This window comes from Bacteroidota bacterium (assembly GCA_023957335.1).
Lineage (GTDB): Bacteria > Bacteroidota > Bacteroidia > NS11-12g > UBA955 > JALOAG01.
Window position 1 is genome coordinate 486,767 of the sequence record JAMLHC010000001.1, and the last position, 12,895, is coordinate 499,661.

The 12,895-nt window shown below is 38.1% G+C and carries 13 protein-coding genes; 4 read left to right on the forward strand and 9 right to left on the reverse strand.

Translation table 11 applies throughout. The features are described from left to right. Window positions 1-27: 27 nt before the first annotated feature. The 3 genes from dapF to M9892_01990 are packed head-to-tail and all read right to left on the reverse strand — an operon-like array spanning window position 28 to window position 2,377. Window positions 28-810, reverse strand: a complete 783-nt coding sequence (gene dapF / locus M9892_01980) for a diaminopimelate epimerase (protein MCO5253120.1) — start codon at window positions 808-810, stop codon at window positions 28-30. Then, the gene (locus M9892_01985) at window positions 800-1,804 is read right to left on the reverse strand and encodes a hypothetical protein (GenBank protein MCO5253121.1); all 1,005 of its coding nucleotides are present in this window, start codon (window positions 1,802-1,804) and stop codon (window positions 800-802) included. The genes dapF and M9892_01985 overlap by 11 nt, the downstream gene beginning before the upstream one ends. Before the next feature lie 3 nt (window positions 1,805-1,807). Next, a complete protein-coding gene (locus M9892_01990; GenBank protein ID MCO5253122.1) occupies window positions 1,808-2,377 on the reverse strand; it encodes a sigma-70 family RNA polymerase sigma factor in 570 nt (189 codons plus the stop codon). A 167-nt stretch (window positions 2,378-2,544) separates the two neighbouring features. Between M9892_01990 and M9892_01995 the strand changes: the two genes are divergently transcribed. Then, window positions 2,545-4,032 (forward strand): Do family serine endopeptidase, encoded by a 1,488-nt coding sequence (locus tag M9892_01995; GenBank protein MCO5253123.1) that lies wholly within the window; start codon window positions 2,545-2,547, stop codon window positions 4,030-4,032. Window positions 4,033-4,101: 69 nt separating this feature from the next. On the opposite strand, the gene prmC is transcribed toward M9892_01995, so the two are convergent. The 5 genes from prmC to M9892_02020 all read right to left on the reverse strand — a co-directional run bounded on the left by prmC (window position 4,102) and on the right by M9892_02020 (window position 9,544). Beyond that, the gene (gene prmC / locus M9892_02000) at window positions 4,102-4,956 is read right to left on the reverse strand and encodes a peptide chain release factor N(5)-glutamine methyltransferase (GenBank protein MCO5253124.1); all 855 of its coding nucleotides are present in this window, start codon (window positions 4,954-4,956) and stop codon (window positions 4,102-4,104) included. Window position 4,957: 1 nt separating this feature from the next. After that, window positions 4,958-6,946 (reverse strand): ferrous iron transport protein B, encoded by a 1,989-nt coding sequence (feoB, locus tag M9892_02005; GenBank protein ID MCO5253125.1) that lies wholly within the window; start codon window positions 6,944-6,946, stop codon window positions 4,958-4,960. A gap of 395 nt (window positions 6,947-7,341) precedes the next feature. Beyond that, window positions 7,342-7,845, reverse strand: coding sequence for a hypothetical protein (locus M9892_02010; GenBank protein MCO5253126.1), 504 nt, complete (start codon window positions 7,843-7,845; stop codon window positions 7,342-7,344). Between the two features lies 1 nt (window position 7,846). After that, the gene (locus tag M9892_02015; GenBank protein ID MCO5253127.1) at window positions 7,847-8,290 is read right to left on the reverse strand and encodes a T9SS type A sorting domain-containing protein; all 444 of its coding nucleotides are present in this window, start codon (window positions 8,288-8,290) and stop codon (window positions 7,847-7,849) included. A 24-nt stretch (window positions 8,291-8,314) separates the two neighbouring features. Further along, the gene (locus tag M9892_02020) at window positions 8,315-9,544 is read right to left on the reverse strand and encodes a hypothetical protein (GenBank protein MCO5253128.1); all 1,230 of its coding nucleotides are present in this window, start codon (window positions 9,542-9,544) and stop codon (window positions 8,315-8,317) included. A 619-nt stretch (window positions 9,545-10,163) separates the two neighbouring features. Here M9892_02020 and M9892_02025 point away from each other — a divergent pair. From M9892_02025 to M9892_02035, 3 genes are all read left to right on the forward strand, one after another. Then, entirely contained in the window at window positions 10,164-11,132 is a 969-nt protein-coding gene (locus M9892_02025; protein MCO5253129.1) for a type II toxin-antitoxin system death-on-curing family toxin, read from the forward strand. A gap of 545 nt (window positions 11,133-11,677) precedes the next feature. Beyond that, window positions 11,678-12,019 (forward strand): type II toxin-antitoxin system RelE/ParE family toxin, encoded by a 342-nt coding sequence (locus M9892_02030; protein ID MCO5253130.1) that lies wholly within the window; start codon window positions 11,678-11,680, stop codon window positions 12,017-12,019. Further along, window positions 12,000-12,305, forward strand: coding sequence for a helix-turn-helix domain-containing protein (locus M9892_02035; protein ID MCO5253131.1), 306 nt, complete (start codon window positions 12,000-12,002; stop codon window positions 12,303-12,305). The genes M9892_02030 and M9892_02035 overlap by 20 nt, the downstream gene beginning before the upstream one ends. Window positions 12,306-12,391: 86 nt before the next feature. On the opposite strand, the gene M9892_02040 is transcribed toward M9892_02035, so the two are convergent. Then, the gene (locus tag M9892_02040) at window positions 12,392-12,895 is read right to left on the reverse strand and encodes a hypothetical protein (protein MCO5253132.1); all 504 of its coding nucleotides are present in this window, start codon (window positions 12,893-12,895) and stop codon (window positions 12,392-12,394) included.

Here is a 12,895-nt window from a genome sequence, read left to right on the forward strand (position 1 = left end):
GAAGTCCAAAGACCCGCAATTTCCTTATTAGTAGTGATACACTCCTGAAAACACTTCTACTGCCGGTCCTATCAATCGAATATTGTCGTAACCTTTACTTGTTTTATTGAAAGACACACTGAGTTTGCCACCTGGCGTATGAATAGAAACCTCGTGTTGTCCTAAGCCAAATTTTGCATTCTCAGATTGTGCCAGAGCACAAGCAGTTACACCGGTTCCACAACTCAATGTCTCATCTTCTACCCCTCGTTCATAAGTGCGTACTGCAATTTCATTATCATTCAAAATATGAACAAAATTCACATTTATACCTTTGTCTTTATACTCAGGCGCATATCGCACTTTGTGAGCTTCTGTAACAAGATTGACAGAATGAACATCTTCAACAAAGCGGACATAATGCGGAGAACCCGTGTCTAAAACCAAATCTGATTCATGAGTTAAAACATTATTGACATCATTCATTTGTAGTGAAACAATGCCCTGAGGCATAATCAACGCTTGATGTTCTCCATCAATAGCAAGGAAATTCAATACTTCATTTTTACCCAAACCCATTTTATGAGCAAAAGCAGCCAGACAACGTCCACCGTTACCACACATTGTGCTTTCATTTCCGTCTGAGTTGTAATAGACCATTTTGAAGTCATACCCTGTGAGTTGTTCAAGCAGCATAAGCCCATCTGCTCCGATTCCAAAGCGTCTGTCACATATTTGTTTAACAGGGAGTTTGTTTATTTGCTTAAAACGGTTGTCTATAATCACAAAATCATTTCCCGTCCCCTGATATTTATAAAAATCAATTTTCATTTAGATGAATCAGCTCGTTAATAAAACTTGTCTCTCTGGATGTTTTGTATGGTTGATAATCTCTGGCAGGTTTAATAATATAGGCTTGTTTATTCCCCAAAACAATCAACTCTCTTTGTTCATTCACAAACACCGCTCTGATTTCGCTTGGTATTAACCCATAAATCTCTGCTGTAGCTGAATTACCTGTAATAACAAACTTTCCAACTTTAGAGTTAAGCGGTGATTTCCAAATTTGCATATTAACGTGTATATATTCTTCTTCACCTTTTTTATCATTGTCTTCGAGTGATTCGTTTGTAATTTTCAAAGCATTATAAACAGAATCAAGTAACAACTGACCGGTTACTACATTTTCTTCCCCTTGGTCGGCTTTTGCCGGAACAGGCGCTGCAAATCCTGCACTTTTAGAAAGAGTGCCTCCACTTGCAATATCAGCAGAAATTGAATCATTCAAGTCCTGCGTTGCCGCAATCGTATTTTCTTCGATTTGCTCTTCAGTGAGACTATCTTCTCGCAAGCTATCATCTTCATTGGCAGCCATAAGTTGATTGAGCGAATCGTCCGTTACTTCTGTATTTGAGCTTTTGGGAGTTGACTTCTTTTGCTTGGCTTGAGGCTCCGCGCGAGGGCTATCCTCCATCGCAATCGCGGGCTGTGAGTCTTGGGAAGGAAGTAGTTTCTTACCCAGATTACTTTCAAACACAAAATACAAACCCAAAAAGAAAATAAGCACTGCAGCAGCAGCCATGGTGCCTTTCTTGCCCCAAATATTTTGAATATATTTGACCTCGCCTTCCTTTGCAATCTTTCTTTTCAACTCCTCTCTTGCATGCGTCCTAATGCCATCCACCAAAGTTGAATACATCTCAAAATCTCTTTTGAATTCTTCATCTGTAGCAAGCTTTTGTTCAAAGGCAGTTTTTTCTTGTTCGGATAAATTGCCCTTCAGATATTCATCAAATAACGATATGTCTTTTTCGGTAAAATTCATTTCTTATTCAAAAAAATCCGAACTGTTATAATTTTCTTCAAACAAAGATTGCAACTTCTTAAAACATTGGTATTTCTTACTTTTGACCACATCTGCATTTGCAAACTGCATGATTTCAGCAATTTTTTTGGTTTCTAAATCTTTAAAATAAAATAGGGTAAGAATCTGTTTGCATCCGTCATCCAATCTATCCATCATTTGTCCTACTATTTTAAGTTTTTCGTTTCCAAAATCCTGATGATAGCCTATTCTTAGAGCCGTTACCTTTTCATTATCAAAGTCAATACGGTTATTTTTATTCAATTTTTTCAACCACATATTTTTGACAATAGCCATCAAATAGGTTGACAAGCGGGATGTAAGCTCAAAATTCGTTTCTCTGACCTTTTCCCACACCACAACAACTGCTTCTTGCAAAACATCTTCGGCATCTTCTGCCTTACCATTATTTCGCATGATATAGTTGCGTACCATTGAATAGTTGTCTTTATATAATTGCACCAATGCCTTGTCATTCCCCATTCTGAGTTCTTCAAACAGGTTTTGTTCACTTAATCTTTTCTCAAGAGGCATTGTGACTTGCTTTTAATTCGTATTGACCGACAAAGGTAAACAAGGAAACTTTCATGGCAACAATAGGATTAATTATTTTGAAAGTACAAATTTTATCCATGAACGCTTTAAGAAAGGAATAATTTTTGACTAATTTAGTCCGTTAGAAAACAACAATCAATTATACAATGAAAAAGATACTTAGCTTTCTTGCAGCAGGAATCATCGGAGGTTTAGTAGCCTTAGGGGTTTACAATTTTTTTGAAAAACCTTCCCAAATTAATTCTTCCGTATTAGACAATGAACAACGTGCATTGGCGTTTGCGGCACTTCAAAATACCCAAACAGGATCGGGATTTGACTTTGTTCAGGCTGCCGAACTGTCCACCCCCAGTGTGGTTTACATCAAAACAACCATAGAACCTCGCCAAGCCAATAGCCGAAACAATCAGGATGGCAATGCTCCATTCCCTGACTTTTTTGATTTCTTTGGTGAACACGGGTTCAAATTTGATGTTCCACAAGGACCTCAGGGTGCAAGCGGGTCGGGCGTCATCATCACCGCAGATGGCTATATAGCCACAAACAATCACGTAGTTCAAGATGCCGACAAAATAGAAGTAACTTTGAACGACAAAAGAACTTATGTAGCAGACCTTGTCGGCACAGACCCTACAACAGATTTAGCCCTTTTAAAAATCAATGAAAAAGAGTTGCCTTTCATGCCTACCGGCAATTCTGATTCTATGAAAGTAGGCGAATGGGTAATTGCCGTTGGAAATCCTATGAACCTGAGCTCAACCGTTACTGCCGGAATTATTTCCGCAAAAGGAAGAAGTTTGAATCTACTTCGTACAAACAACAATCAATACGCCATCGAAAACTTCATCCAAACCGATGCAGCCATTAACCCCGGAAATAGCGGTGGAGCCTTAGTAAACACAAAGGGTGAACTCATCGGAATCAATACGGCTATTGCTTCTCAGACAGGTAGTTTTATTGGATATGGATTCGCCATTCCCATCAATTTGGCAAAAAAAGTATTGGATGACATTAAGGAGTTTGGCGGAGTGCAAAGAGGTTTGCTTGGTGTTTCGATTCAGGATATTACAAGCGAACTTGCCGAAAAAGAACATATCAGAGGACTCAAAGGAGTTTATGTACATGATGTAATGGATCAAAGTGCTGCCAAAAAAGCCGGCATTAAAGTGGGTGACATTATACTTAAAATCAACAATAAGGACGTAAATTCAAGTTCTGCTTTGCAGGAAGAGGTTGGCAAATACCGCCCGGGTGATAAAATCGAATTGCTTATCAACAGAAATGGCGAAACTAAAACTGTTACAGCAACACTACTCAACAAAGACGGAAACAGCAAACCCCAAGTATATGAAGCTCAAAATCAAAATGAAGCCTTTGGTTTAGTGCTTGAAAATATTAATAAAAAAGACCTGGAAAAACTCAACCTGACCAACGGTGTAAGGGTTGTTGACGTAAAAAAAGGTGCTTTTGCAGGCAAATTACAAAAAGGCTTTATTATCACATCTATTGACAAAGCCAAAGTTTACTCCGTGAACAATGCAATTGCATTATTACAAAACAAAAAAGGCGGAATATTGATAGAGGGTAAAAACACAAAAGGAGAAACAGAAGTTGTCGGAGTCTTAGTTGACTAATGCATACCATAATTAATTTTTTCAAATCCTGTTCGTGAATTTCGGACAGGATTTTTTTGTGTTCTTTGATTATTGCTTAGCAATCTTCCAAAACCTTTCCTTAGCACTCATGTCTTTGATAATCTCAGACACAAAACCGGCTTGTATCCCCATTACTTTGTTTTGTTGTGCATAGAGAGGGTTAATTTCACAAAGCATAACACCCTGTGGCTTTAGATACTGTTTTGCCATAGTCAAAAGTGCTTTATAAAAAATCAATGCGTCTTCACCTTCGGCAAAAAGAGCGATATGGGGTTCAAAGTCTAACACGGATGGCGACATCTCTCCGGCTTCTTGTCGGGTTATATAGGGCGGATTAGATAGAATCAAATCAAACTGAGGATTGTCCTGCAGTGTTGCGGTTTGCAACAAGTCATGTTGAAGAAAATGAATTCCATGCGATTTGCCAAAAATATCAACAGCATTGCTTTCAGCGGTATGCAAGGCATCCATGCTGATATCTGTTGCCCAAATTTCTGCATTAGGAAATAATTTCTTAACCCCCAAAGCGATGCATGCACTACCTGTACAAAAATCAATGACTTTGATAGCTTGCTCATTAACAAAAAGACTTTGTGCTAACAAAACTAACTCCTCTGTTTCCGGTCGTGGAATTAATACTGAAGCATTAACACTGAGTTTCATATTCATGAAATATGTATATCCCAACACGTATTGCAAAGGTTCGGAATTGGATAGTCTTTCCAGACACTTTTCAAAATGCTGACTCTGCTGCATGTCAGGCTGAATATTGGCAAAACGAAGTTTAACCAGCGTTTCGCAAGCTAATTCTTCAATCAAGCGTTTGGCAATAGGTTGTGCATCTTCAAGCCCTCTTAATTGCCGGCAAGCCTTTTCATACAAATCATACCATGTAGGCAACATTTCAACTCAAAATATTAAATACAAGCGCACATATAATATACGCTGCTCCATACATACTGACTAATTGCATAGCCGTATATTTCAGACTTTTGGTTTCCTTATAAACAACTGCAACCGTACTTGCACATTGTAGTGCGATGGCATAAAAAAGCAATAGTGAAATTAATACAGGAAATGTGTAGATAGGCAACCCTGTTAATGGGTCTTTCTGCTTTTGGAGCATATCGCGCAAGCCACCTTCTCCTTCATCATCACCAAGTCCATAGATAGCTGACATAGTGCCAACAAATACTTCACGTGCAGCAAAAGATGTAGTGAGGGCAATTCCTATTTTCCAATCATAACCTAATGGTTTAATAGCAGGTTCAATAACTCTACCAATTCTTCCTATCCACGATGCCTCCAACAACTCTGCATTCTGTTGCTGTTCAACAGATGTGCTGAGAATGGAACCATACTCCGCAGCATAGCGGTCTTTAATTTGTTGCATATCATCTCCCGGACCAAAGCTCTTTAGAAAGAAAAGAATCAAGGAAACAATCAAAATCACCTTACCGGCTCCAATAAGAAACATCATACATTTTTTGTAGAGCATATACAACAAGGGTTTCCAACGAGGAGGGCGCAATTCGGGCATTTCTAACACAAAAAGATTTTTTGTTTTGGCTTTAATAAACAATCTGAAAATCAAGGCAAACAACAATGCAGACACAAAACCCAACAAATACATCCCCATCAGCACTAATCCTCGTGTATTAAACAATCCCACATAACTATTCTCCGGCACAAGCATAGAAATCAACAAAGTATAAACCGGCAGGCGTGCAGAACAAGTCATTAGTGGTATGATAAAAATAGTAGCAAGCCTTTCCGCTTTATTTTCAATTGTTCGGGCAGCCATGATGGATGGAATAGCACAAGCAAGACCACCTGTCAATGGAATCACTGATTTGCCGCTCAACCCGAATTTTCGCATAAATCGATCAGAAATGAAGCTGATTCTGGTGATGTAGCCTGTTTCTTCTAACAATCCTATAAAAAAGAAAAGTATCACAATCTGTGGCACAAACACAACAACACCTGCCAGCCCGGCAATCAATCCTTCAACGACTAAATCATTGAAGAACCCTGAAGGCAAAGCATCCTTAACAAAACCACCAACTTTAACAAAAATCCATTCTATGCCCTGCATGGGCACTTCTGCCAGCATGAATACTGACTGAAAAATCACAGTCATAATAGCAAGCATGAAGACAATACCCCATACCGGATGTACGAGCAAATGATCCAGTTTTTCAACCAACTGCTTTGGGTAAGGCATACGGGTTAGCGTTTCTTTGACAATCTCCGCTATCATCTTTTGTCTCGCACTCGCATCTAACATACGATTCGTGTCCACAGTTTCTCCCGAATTGCTGAGCTGAATCTGGTGCTGAACAAAGTCTTTATACGCCATCCCGGACTTGTCATAGTGAGGGTAAAACAGATTTTGATTTGGATATACAACTTTGTGAAAAGTGTTTTTGAGTGTATCAATCCCTTCTGACCTCAATGCACTAATGGGCACAACAAGCACTCCCAATTTTTCAGACAATGCATTTATATCTATTTCAATGCCTTTGCTTTTGGCAAGATCCTCCATATTGAGCGCCAGCATAGTAGGCAGTCCAAGGTCGGCAATTTGTGAAAAATAAAAGAGATTGCTTTCAAGCCTTGTAGCATCTGCTACAAACACAATCATGGAATTTTTTGCGTTAAGAATTTCAGTTGCTGCCACAAGCTCATCCTCTGATTTGGGAATGAGGCTATATGAGCCTGGCAAATCCACCAGCGTATATTCTTTGTTATGAACCTTGATTTTACCCGAAACCTTTTCTACCGTAGTTCCGGGAATATTAGTTACTTTTTGGTTGAGTCCAGCAAGAATATTAAATATGGACGTCTTACCACAGTTGGGGTTGCCTGCCAGTAATATGCTTGGGATATCCACTTCCAAAGTCAAGCAAACTAAATTTGAGGTTCAACCATAATTTGCGAAGTTTCACTCTTGCGGAGTATCAGCTTAGTGCAACTGCACTCAATAATCGCAGGACCACCAAATGGCGCACAGCCACATACTGTAAGAGTGGTGCCCTCAACAAAACCATACTCAAGCATTTTAAGCTCAAGCGCGGGATTATTCACACATTTCAAGATTGCTTTTTCACCTTTTCTTAAATTGCACAACGCTGTTGCCATCGGTGCAAATGTACATTATTTATTATGATTTTAAATAAGCAGAAGGTAATTTTGACACAAATACATCCGACACTAAGTACAACAAAGGGTACACAGACTTCTGTCCGAAGATAACCGGCAAAACAAGCATTACTGTTCTATCGCCCCTCACTTAAACGCCTTGAATTTAAAGCCTTCTCCGCGCCAAACTAATTGTTGTTGAATACACGCATTGGCTTTGACTTCGATGGGATATTCCCATACAAGGATTCCCAAACCCGTGCGTAAAACAAATGTCATGGTTTGGCTTTTTTCTTTCCCTAAATCAACTGAAACACTCACAATACCGGCAGATTTGCAATCAGGGGCAGACTCCATAGGACTGGGTGGAAATGCCAAATCAAAGAAATAAGGTATGCGTTTTTTCCCTATATAAAAGAACACCATTTCTAAACCACCCCAGTTCTTATACATAGAATCCATCGTAGCTTGATTAAACCAAAAGTCCACTTTGCCTTTGTATATACACGTTCCGTCATCTTCATCGCAATCAGCGCAATAGTTCGCGGAATCAGGGTCGGCACAACCATATTGTGGTTTTTTGCAGGATTGAACTATAAAGAACAATCCCAACATTCCCAACATCCATCTTGTGTACATACTGATATTCATGTTAGTTATAGCCTTCTTTGATGATTTTTTGGTGCCAAACTTCGCCCGTCTCCGGCTCATAGAATGAAACTACATAGACCCCGCCTGACAAGGGTATGTCAAAGTGGATGAAGCCACTACGCGAAGGGCTGCCGTAGTACAGTTCTCTGCCGGTCATATCTGTGAGACGGATATGCCATTGCTGCATCTCTTCCTGCACCACCAAATCACCCGACCCGTCAAACCATGCGCTTGCGGGCGGATCAGATGCAGTGTATGCATAAGGATTATAACCGAATGCCCAACCCCAGTGGTTGATGTGGTATAAACGATAATAGTAATAAAATTGTGAATCGTTAAAAACCTCTAGCCTTATCAAATAAACCAAACCGCCCTCTCGGGTCTTAAAATATCTAAACTTGTTTTTGTAGTAAAAAATATCGCGACAAAAACGGTAGATTGACACAGCTGGCACTGTTGCTGTTACATCTTAAAAAAAAAAATGAAATGATTTTTCCCATACTTTATTTCCTACGCTATCTAAGTAAACATACTTGACCTTATTTTTATCATAAGGTTTCTCATAACCTTCGAAAACTACACCTGTTTGACCAAGATTATTTGGTATTATCATAAACAAATCATCATAATAATAGCCATATTCTAAGAACGACAAACTGTCTAACTTCTCAAAATTACCGGATTTATCATAAATTATGTAATAAAATCTTTTCGGGCTGTTTGTTTCTACCGTAGCTAACAATCTGTCGGCAGCACCTTTGGACAGCCAAGGGGCAGGGGTTTTGCCCTTGGGGATAGCAGTAAAATCAGGAAATTCAAATTCTTGAGGGTAAAAACCCTTGTTGGCAAATTCATTCAGTGAGGGCAACAGAGGTTTGCGTTCCACTATCCTGCCCAGAGAATCCAACAAGAAAAAATAATAATTGGCTGATGTTACTTGTGTATTTGGCTTGTAAACCAATCCATAAGCCAAGAACTTATGATGTACAGAATTCGTTTGAAACAAACCGCGGATGAGAATAGTAGAATCGGTATAGGCTCTGTCATAGTAACTATAAACGCGCTCGCCTGTAAACTTATTAAAGACCTGAAAACTGTAATAGTAGTTATCTGCCAACGCTCCAGAATCCATAGAATATCGGGGATTCAGGGGAACGTGTGTCGCATAATAGATATTTGCGTTATCTATAATTACACGGTTCATAGTACCCCATATGGGCGCATCTGTGTTATATAATTGTTCTGAAGCACAATAACATGTGTCAAATAACAACGTTCCGTCAAGACTCAAATGTGCATAATAGGGTTGTTCTCCATTAGGATAATAAAAGCCAAACAGATACACTCCATCTTTGTCTTCAAACACTTGAATAAATCTGGTGTAAATGGCAACATTCACATTGTCATATATGCTGTCTATGTGCGTAATCGCTTCTATTTCAAATATGCTATATTGCCATTGCAATTTTCCAAAACGGTCAATTTTATATAGGTAATAATTCGTTAGAAAATAAAAACCCCCATCCTGAGATTCAATCAAGTCCATGCAAGTGGCACCCAAGAAATCATCCATACTGTCCGACTCAAACGAGAGTGTCTGTGTCGCCTGCTGCGCAACACTATCGAGGGAACTGAAAGTCAAAAAACTCAGCACCGCAATCTTAGTCAGTTTTAACCAACTTCTGCATGTATATTTCATGGGTATGTAAGTTTTCTATTTGCAACAGATATACTCCGTTGGCAAGCATGTTCAAAGGTAGCGTAATATGTTGACTCCCCAAAGGCAATTTTTCGCTTGCCAACACACGACCGGAAAGGTCGGTAATCCTAAGTCGGCAAGGATATTCGCCTTTTTATAGCCGTGGTTGGTGTTGTTACCAACCACACAAATTAATGGCAAAGAGGGATTTTTCTTAAATACACCGCACAGAAAGTCAAGTTTAATATTCCGATTACAAAACAAGAGTTATTAAGAAATTTTCAAAGCACTCAAATAGATATTTGTTGGAAGATTATTGGAGTGGTTGGTAACAACACCAACCGCGGCTGAAAGCTTCAATATCCTGCTCAACAAGTTCCTCAAAGAACTTGTCCTTTATTTTTGGGTTTCGAAAAGCTATTTTAAAGCGTTTTACAACACTTTCTTTTCCCAAAAATGGAATTCATCTTCTAAAATAAATCTTTTTTTAAGTGTCTGTAATTAGAGTTATTTGCGTAGTCTTGCGAAAGAATCAATGAGAAAATAAAGTTATAAGACGGACTGCCGTTGGCAGAGAGCAGTTCTCCACACTACATTTTAATTTCACTATATTTGAAAAGTGAATGCAATTGAACTCTATAAATCTTCTAATGGTGAAACTCAAATCGAAGTTCGGTTTGAAAATGAAACTGTTTGGTTATCGTTAAACCAAATCGCTGAACTTTTTGGTCGTGATAAATCAGTAATTTCTAGACACTTAAAAAATATTTACAAGGAATCTGAGCTTGATTATAGTTCAACTGTTGCAAAAAATGCAACAGTTCAGACCGAAGGAAAAAGAAATATAACCAGAGAAATAGATTATTATAATTTAGATGCAATCATCTCTGTTGGCTATCGCGTAAACTCAAAACAAGGAACTCAATTCAGAATTTGGGCAACAAATCGATTAAAGGAATACTTAATTAAAGGATATTCAGTCAACCAAAAAAGGTTGCAAGAACTCAATCAAATTGTTCAAATTATTGCTCAATCCGAAAATAATACGAATCAAATCTCGGAAACAAAAGGGCTTTTCAATATCCTGACAAAATATGCAAAAAGTTTTATCTTACTCAATCAATTCGACAGCAATGCAATCGAGTTGAGAAATCTTGAAGAAAATATAACATACGAGATTGATTATAACGAAGCCGTCATTTCAATTAACGAACTGAAAAAACAATTAATTCAACAAAAGGAAGCAACAGAACTATTTGGGAATCAAAAAGATCAAAGTTTTGAAGGAATTCTAAAATCTGTCACCCAAACCTTTGATGGCAATTATCTCTACCCAACGATTGAAGAACAAGCGGCAAACTTACTCTATTTCATCATTAAAGATCACCCATTTTCAGATGGTAATAAAAGAATTGGTGCATTTATTTTCGTGTGGTTTCTTGAAAAAAACAAACACCATCTGAACAACAATGGAGAAAATAAAATTAATGACAATGCTCTTATTGCACTAGCTCTTTTAGTTGCTCAAAGTAACCCGAATGAAAAAGAATTAATGATAAAATTAATCTGTAATCTAATAATCACATAATTCTGCCTTCTGCTAACGGGCAGTTTGGCAAGAGAGCGGAGGAGTTTCTCCGTTTGAAATATTTTAGAATATTTGAAGTGCAGTCCTCGCAAGGAAATATGTGACAATAGTCCGCTCCCTTGCCAAGCTGCAAAAACGTTATGTGTCATATTTCAAAAAAGATTTGAGAAATAAAAACAGTCAACAGTTTCAGCATAACGAAACTGTTATTATCCTTGTTCCATTGAATAAATTAAGGGATGAGCAAACTTTATAGCCGTGGTTGGTGTTGTCACCAACCACACAAATTAATGGCAAAGAGGGATTTTCTTTAATACACCGCACAGAAAGTCAAGTTTAATATTCCGATTACAAAACCAGAGTTATTAAGTAATTTTCAAAGTACTCAAATAGATATTTGTTGGAAGATATTTGGAGTGGTTGGCGACAACACCAAGCACGGCTGAAATTATACAAACGTCCTGAAATAATAATCTAACTTTTAAAAGCAAATGAAAGAAGAAATATCATTTGGAATTTGTTGTCTAAATAGTTAACTTTGTTGCGTGAAACTTATTAGACAAGTTATCGCATATAAGAGTTACTTTTTGGACTTTTATGAAGACCAAACGGACGAAGTGCAACGAAAAATAGAATGGACTTTGAACCTTTTGAGAATAATTGACAGAGTTCCTAAAAAGTTTTTTGAGCACATAACAGGAACGGACGGACTTTTCGAAATTCGTGTAGAATTGGGCAGTAATATTTATAGAATTTTTGCCTTTTTCGACAAAGGAAATTTGATTGTTTTGGGAAACGGCTTTCAGAAGAAAACTCAAAAAACACCAAAAAACGAAATTGAAAAAGCATTAAAAATAAAAGCAGAATATGAAAAAGAAAGAAAGTAACATAACAACTCTTGACGAAATCCTTGACAGCAAATACGGCAAAAGAGGCGCAACAAAAAGAGAGCAATGGGAACAAGAGTTTGAGGCGTTCCAACTTGGCGTTTTACTTGAAGAAGCAAGAGTTAAACTTGGCATGACCCAAGAAGAACTTGCTGCAAAGTGCGGAACAAACAAATCCTACATTTCACGCATTGAAAACAATGCGAGTGATATAAGGTTATCAACCCTTATGAAAATCATCAGGACAGGTTTTGGCGGACATTTAAAATTGACCTTGAAACTCTAAAAGAAAAAAAACTAACTGCCAATACACGGAACGATATGAACTGTCCATACGGCTGCTTTCAATCAGATAAAAAGTTCTATCGCCCCTCACTTAAACGCCTTGAACTTAAAGCCTTCTCCGCGCCAAACTAATTGTTGTTGAATACAAGCATTGGCTTTGACTTCGATGGGATATTCCCATACTAATTGTCCTATAAACTGACGGATGCTAAAAGTAACCATCTTACTTTTAGTTGTGCCTAAATCAATCGTGATACTGACTATACCATCACCTTTGCAATCAGGGGCTTGTTCCATTGTAGATATAGGCATTTCTAAATCAATGTTTTGTGTAACGATTTTTTTATTGACATAAAAACTCAGTAGATCCATTGGCTCCATGTGTTTGTTAATGGAATCCATCGTAGCTTGGTTAAACCAAAAGTCCACTTTGCCTTTGTATATACACGTTCCGTCATCTTCATCGCAATCAGCGCAATAGTTGGCGGAATCAGGGTCGGTACAACCATATTGTGGTTTTTTGCAGGATTGAACTATAAAGAACAATCCCAACATTCCCAACATCCATCTTGTGTGCATACCGATATTCAT

Bases quoted from the DNA above. Each gene is read 5' to 3' on its own strand.
- dapF (MCO5253120.1), bottom strand. From the start codon at position 810: ATGAAAATTGATTTTTATAAATATCAGGGGACGGGAAATGATTTTGTG.
- M9892_01985 (MCO5253121.1), bottom strand. From the start codon at position 1,804: ATGAATTTTACCGAAAAAGACATATCGTTATTTGATGAATATCTGAAG.
- M9892_01990 (MCO5253122.1), bottom strand. From the start codon at position 2,377: ATGCCTCTTGAGAAAAGATTAAGTGAACAAAACCTGTTTGAAGAACTC.
- M9892_01995 (MCO5253123.1), top strand. From the start codon at position 2,545: ATGAAAAAGATACTTAGCTTTCTTGCAGCAGGAATCATCGGAGGTTTA.
- prmC (MCO5253124.1), bottom strand. From the start codon at position 4,956: ATGTTGCCTACATGGTATGATTTGTATGAAAAGGCTTGCCGGCAATTA.
- M9892_02010 (MCO5253126.1), bottom strand. From the start codon at position 7,845: ATGAATATCAGTATGTACACAAGATGGATGTTGGGAATGTTGGGATTG.
- M9892_02020 (MCO5253128.1), bottom strand. From the start codon at position 9,544: ATGAAATATACATGCAGAAGTTGGTTAAAACTGACTAAGATTGCGGTG.
- M9892_02035 (MCO5253131.1), top strand. From the start codon at position 12,000: ATGAAAAAGAAAGAAAGTAACATAACAACTCTTGACGAAATCCTTGAC.
- M9892_02040 (MCO5253132.1), bottom strand. From the start codon at position 12,895: ATGAATATCGGTATGCACACAAGATGGATGTTGGGAATGTTGGGATTG.